General features: G+C 39.3%; 6 protein-coding genes. 3 read left to right on the top strand and 3 right to left on the bottom strand.

Annotated features, from left to right (window positions below; all coding sequences use genetic code 11):
• Window positions 1-117: 117 nt before the first annotated feature.
• Window positions 118-552 carry a lysozyme inhibitor LprI family protein gene (locus ACTRWI_RS21995; protein WP_499133831.1) on the bottom strand — a complete coding sequence of 145 codons (435 nt, stop codon included), beginning with the start codon at window positions 550-552 and terminating at the stop codon, window positions 118-120.
• A 15-nt stretch (window positions 553-567) separates the two neighbouring features.
• On the opposite strand from ACTRWI_RS21995, the gene ACTRWI_RS21990 reads away from it, so the two are divergent.
• Window positions 568-750: an EAL domain-containing protein gene (locus tag ACTRWI_RS21990; RefSeq protein WP_499133830.1), complete on the top strand. Its 183-nt coding sequence runs from the start codon at window positions 568-570 to the stop codon at window positions 748-750.
• A gap of 703 nt (window positions 751-1,453) precedes the next feature.
• Entirely contained in the window at window positions 1,454-3,091 is a 1,638-nt protein-coding gene (locus tag ACTRWI_RS21985; protein WP_499133829.1) for a methyl-accepting chemotaxis protein, read from the top strand.
• 127 nt (window positions 3,092-3,218) lie between these two features.
• Here ACTRWI_RS21985 and ACTRWI_RS21980 read toward each other — a convergent pair whose 3' ends face one another.
• Together ACTRWI_RS21980 and ACTRWI_RS21975 are read right to left on the bottom strand one after the other, a co-directional pair.
• Entirely contained in the window at window positions 3,219-3,671 is a 453-nt protein-coding gene (locus ACTRWI_RS21980; protein WP_499133828.1) for a hypothetical protein, read from the bottom strand.
• 182 nt (window positions 3,672-3,853) lie between these two features.
• Window positions 3,854-4,033, bottom strand: a complete 180-nt coding sequence (locus ACTRWI_RS21975) for a hypothetical protein (protein WP_499133827.1) — start codon at window positions 4,031-4,033, stop codon at window positions 3,854-3,856.
• A gap of 247 nt (window positions 4,034-4,280) precedes the next feature.
• Here ACTRWI_RS21975 and ACTRWI_RS21970 point away from each other — a divergent pair.
• The coding region (locus ACTRWI_RS21970; RefSeq protein WP_499133826.1) for a transposase at window positions 4,281-4,568 on the top strand (288 nt) is incomplete at its 3' end.

Here is a 4,568-nt window from a genome sequence, read left to right as displayed (position 1 = left end):
GCTTATCCAGTTGGCTTTTTCCATTAACTTTTAGCCTTTAGCGTTAGTTTTAGCTCTTTAGCCATTAATAAGCGTCGTCCATCAAACTGTATCCTCCGTCTTTCTAATAGATAAAACCTAACAATTTTTTATTCCATCACCTGATGGTTCTGGTAACACAGTCGGTGTGCTGTCCATGTAAGTTAAAAAGTTTTCCCATACCTCATGTGTGCGTTGCTTGATTAACTTGGTCTTACAAAAAAGCGCCATCAGCCCACGAATTGAACCGTCGCGCCATTGGGTATATACAGAATCACAATGCGCTGTCATATAAGCTTGCCAGCTCTCCTGCGCACCCTTAATGGCATCCACCAATTCTGTATCCTCAGCATTGTGTTCAAAGCTGACTGCTAAGTATTCCTCAAGCTCTACCTGTGCAGCTTCAAGTTCAAGTGCAGCACAGTGGATTATCTCTAGCGTGTTCATCGCATTGTCGCAATCGACCACACCGTCAGAAGCAGATACCACCCAAGGTACACACGCTAATAATACAACCGATAAAACCTTTTTCATTACCGCACTTTAGGCATGCAGGTTATTGTGGAAGGCGTAGAGTATGAATCGCAAGTAAAAGTCTTGTCTAAGCTAGGCGTCGACTATATCCAAGGCTTCTATTTCTATAAGCCGATGCCAATCAACCTAGCCATCAGCCTGCTCAGACAACAACAGCAAATTGCAGCGACTCATGAATACCACATCTCGCCAACCTAACCGATTAATTTAAACCAAACTAACCACCAGCCTATTGCTACTGAGAGTCGGCATTTTTATCGTCTTCTTGCTCTGGGGGTTGGATAAGATTCTTGTGCCCGAGCACGCTGTTAAATTGATGACCGGCTTTTACGGGTTGTACATATCAACCAATGCAATGATGGCCTTAGGCGTCGCACAGCTCGGTTTTTTAGGCGCGTTCGGTCAGCATGTGGTAGAAGTACACCTACGGCGCAATTCTAGTTCTACATGCAGGTTCCACCTTATCCTCTTTCGCTAAGTACATGGACTCGTTCAATAACTTACTGTTCTTGGCTAATACTCGCAAGCAGACCGAAGTCTTTTGTATGGCACATGGAACCTGGAAAGATCACATGATTAAGTAAACTGAATCTAAACTACTGAAATATAAGTTGAAGTTTATATTTAACTAGCAAATTATATTCGACGATGTTGAAAATCCTAGATACATGTTTCAATTTAAATAAATTTTATTTTTAAAGATATTTTATTAACTTAACAATCAATCAGTTCAATTATTTAATCTATCATTAACAACGAAATATTCTTTAACTTACATTAAGCACCAAACTAAATAATTTTTATGTGCTAACTTTAAAACATAAAAATAAAGATATTCTAGTTCTAAGTTTATATAAATTCTTATATTACGTTGGTGAAATTTTGGTTAAGGGATAAATCTATGATAATTAAAGAAATAAAAAGCGTATCGATTGCAATTAGAGTTTGGGCGATTCTCGCTTTGTTTGCAATCGCTTTACTCGCAAATACCATTTTAAATATAGACGGCTCACGCCAACATGTGCGTGAGAGTTATCAAAAAGGGGTAAAAACGCTAGTTCAAAGCGCCGTTAGCGTTATTAGATATTATCAAAGTCAGAGTGAAATAGGAAATTTAAGCGAAGAAGAAGCACGTGCTCGCGCATTGGAAACCATCTCAAATATGCGATTTGATGGTGGGAATTATATCTTCATAGGTGATCGAGAAGGAAAGCAAATAGCTACAGGTGTCCCCTCTCTTTTAGGGAAAAATATCATGGACCTGCAAGATAGCAGGGGAAAATATTTTGTCAGAGAGATGTACAGTATTTCAAAAAATGGGGGTGGATTCATTGATTACCATTGGAAAAACCCAAACAAACAGACGCTAGAACCAAAAACCAGTTATGCAATAATGTTGGAGCCCTGGGGATGGATGGTTGGTTCAGGTGTAAATATGGTGGCCTTACAAGCGACGACTCACCAAGCTGAGATGACTTCGATGGGTTATGCAGTAGGCATTTTAGCTGTTCTCTCACTGATCGTTGGATATTTTATAAAAACCATCACTCTCCCATTGAATCGTACTTTGGCTGCGATGAAAGCACTATCAAAAGGTGAAGGTGATTTAACGCAGCGCATACCCGAAGATGGAAGCAAAGAACTGATTTTCTTGGCTCGATATTTCAATCAGTTTGTAGAGTCTATTCAATCGATTATGCTCGGAATTCAGGGTATTGGAACTCAAGTATCAGCATCTGCAACGCAACTAACTGATTCGGTTCACCAAATAGATAATAGCCTTAATCAGCAAAGAAACGACGTGGATATGCTTGCAACAGCCATGACAGAAATGCTGGTTACCGTTGAGGAAGTTGCTGGGCGAACCGTTGAAGCAAACGAAGCAAGTCGGTTTGCAGCACAGGAGACACAGAAGAGCTCCTCAATTATTCAAAATAACGTAATAGAAGCAAACGAAATGGCGGAAGTCATTACCTCTGCAGGACAAGCAGTCCAGAAGTTGGCGCTTGATGCAAAAAATGTTGATACGGTTCTAGAAGTTATTCGAGGAGTCGCAGAACAGACAAATCTCTTAGCACTCAACGCCGCCATTGAAGCCGCTAGAGCTGGTGATCATGGCCGGGGCTTTGCTGTGGTAGCAGATGAAGTAAGAACCCTGTCTCAACGTACTCAGGAGTCCACACTTGAGATTCAAAATATTATAGAAAAGTTGCAAGTGGGTGCTGAAAATGTCGTTACAGTAATGCACCAAGGTGTTGATAAAGCTAATAAAGCCTCAAAGCTATCCGCGCAGGCAGGATGCAAAATTGATGAGAGCAACAAGCAAGTTAATAAAATTGAAGGTATGGCGCAACATATTGCAACTGCCGCTGAAGAGCAAACACTCACTGTGAACGAAATTAACCGTAACGTAGCCAGCTTGAGTGATATGGCGACTTTAGTATCGAGTGAATCTACCGAAATGGCTCATTCAAGCCGTGAACTTAGAGGTATCTCGGAAAATCTCATGCGTACGATTAACCGATTCAAACTTGCATAATGCAAGAATCTGGTTTGAAAAGCGGAAGCTTCCTACACGTAAAAACGACTAGCAGTTGCGCACTCAGCTACTGCTAGAACTGATTTATTCCATTGGTTACAAAGAGAGCCTCAACAGGAAAATCAGTCTAAACACGAACATAAACCCCTTTTTTCAAACACCGCATTCCTTGTAGTTCTAGAGCATGGGAGTTATCACAGATAAAGACATGCCCTCCAGGTATGAGGATATCATGAGCATACTTACGGACAATTTCTTGATACTTATTGGTTAGTGATGCGATAACAATCGCATCTAACCTACTATTATACTGATCAAAATTAACGTGGTCGTAGGTATTAAATGTGATTTTGTTTTCTATTTTTCGATTGATTGAAAAGTGACTATTCTTCATTTTCACTTTGTTAGACTCTAGGTATTCAGCTAACTCCCCCCGAGTGTTATTAAATAACCTTTCTTTGAAGTTCCCTTTACAGTTGATTTTTCTAAAATAATTGTTGTCAACTAAAGACATAATCCGACAAAAACCAGATGCGATCATCTCTGGCTTTTGTTCGTAATAAGAATGTAACATTGCCAATGAAAAGCTATCATAGTATTTACCTGTATCTAAACAACAAATAAGTAAATCACTCCCTCTTAACTGCCTTTCTACAACAAGCTAACTGTAGTCTCTATATAATTCAGAGTTATAGAAAAAGTTGTCAGTTACCATATTTAAACCTTAAAGTTGTGTTTTCGTCGATTTAGAACAGAGGCGAGTTAACTAGTGGGGTAAATTTTTTCCACAAGTGATAAACTCATACAAAAATTAAGGTTGTGTGGCAAATCTGAATATGCGACTCCAACTTCACCAGTCACAAAGTTTACGGACTTTGCTATATCTTCTTGAAAGTGTTCAAGCACTAATTGCAATAAGCAATCTTTACCCAACATATCCATCAATAACTCCTTAGAGTTAGAACCGAATTATTATATAAGTATATATTCTATCAATAATCAAACCTGAATATATAACTTTTATATTAAATACGATGTAAGGCAATGGTTTTCAACTATATTAATTTATTTTAAAATTCATCCATATCTTTTAATTTTTCCGGCTTAATCGGCCTTGTTGCTTAAATCAATGGAACTAAATCAGGAAGCTACGATCTGATCGGCTACACCCATCAATAGTCGTAGTCTCATGCCTAAACCTCGTTACAAAACAACTAACTGGAAGCAATTTAATCAAGCCTTAATCAACCGTGGCTCTCTGACCTTTTGGATGGATGAGGAAGCGATAGCCGAGTGGAAGCAAAACAAACAATGCAAGCGTGGTAGACCTCGCCGATTCAGCAACTTAGCCATTACTACCACTCTGATGGTGAAACGCGTTTTCTCTATGCCATTGAGAGCGCTGCAAGGTTTTCTAGACTCCGTATTTAAGCTGGCTAACATCCCTCTTGTTTGCCCACACTACACCTGTATAAGC

It is taken from the genome of Pseudoalteromonas sp. G5_S1_14_S5 (assembly GCF_054968605.1).
This window is presented reverse-complemented; position numbering and strand designations above follow the sequence as displayed.

Coding starts and splice junctions, on each gene's coding strand:
- ACTRWI_RS21975 (WP_499133827.1), bottom strand. CDS start 4,033: ATGGATATGTTGGGTAAAGATTGCTTATTGCAATTAGTGCTTGAACAC.
- ACTRWI_RS21990 (WP_499133830.1), top strand. CDS start 568: ATGCAGGTTATTGTGGAAGGCGTAGAGTATGAATCGCAAGTAAAAGTC.
- ACTRWI_RS21985 (WP_499133829.1), top strand. CDS start 1,454: ATGATAATTAAAGAAATAAAAAGCGTATCGATTGCAATTAGAGTTTGG.
- ACTRWI_RS21995 (WP_499133831.1), bottom strand. CDS start 552: ATGAAAAAGGTTTTATCGGTTGTATTATTAGCGTGTGTACCTTGGGTG.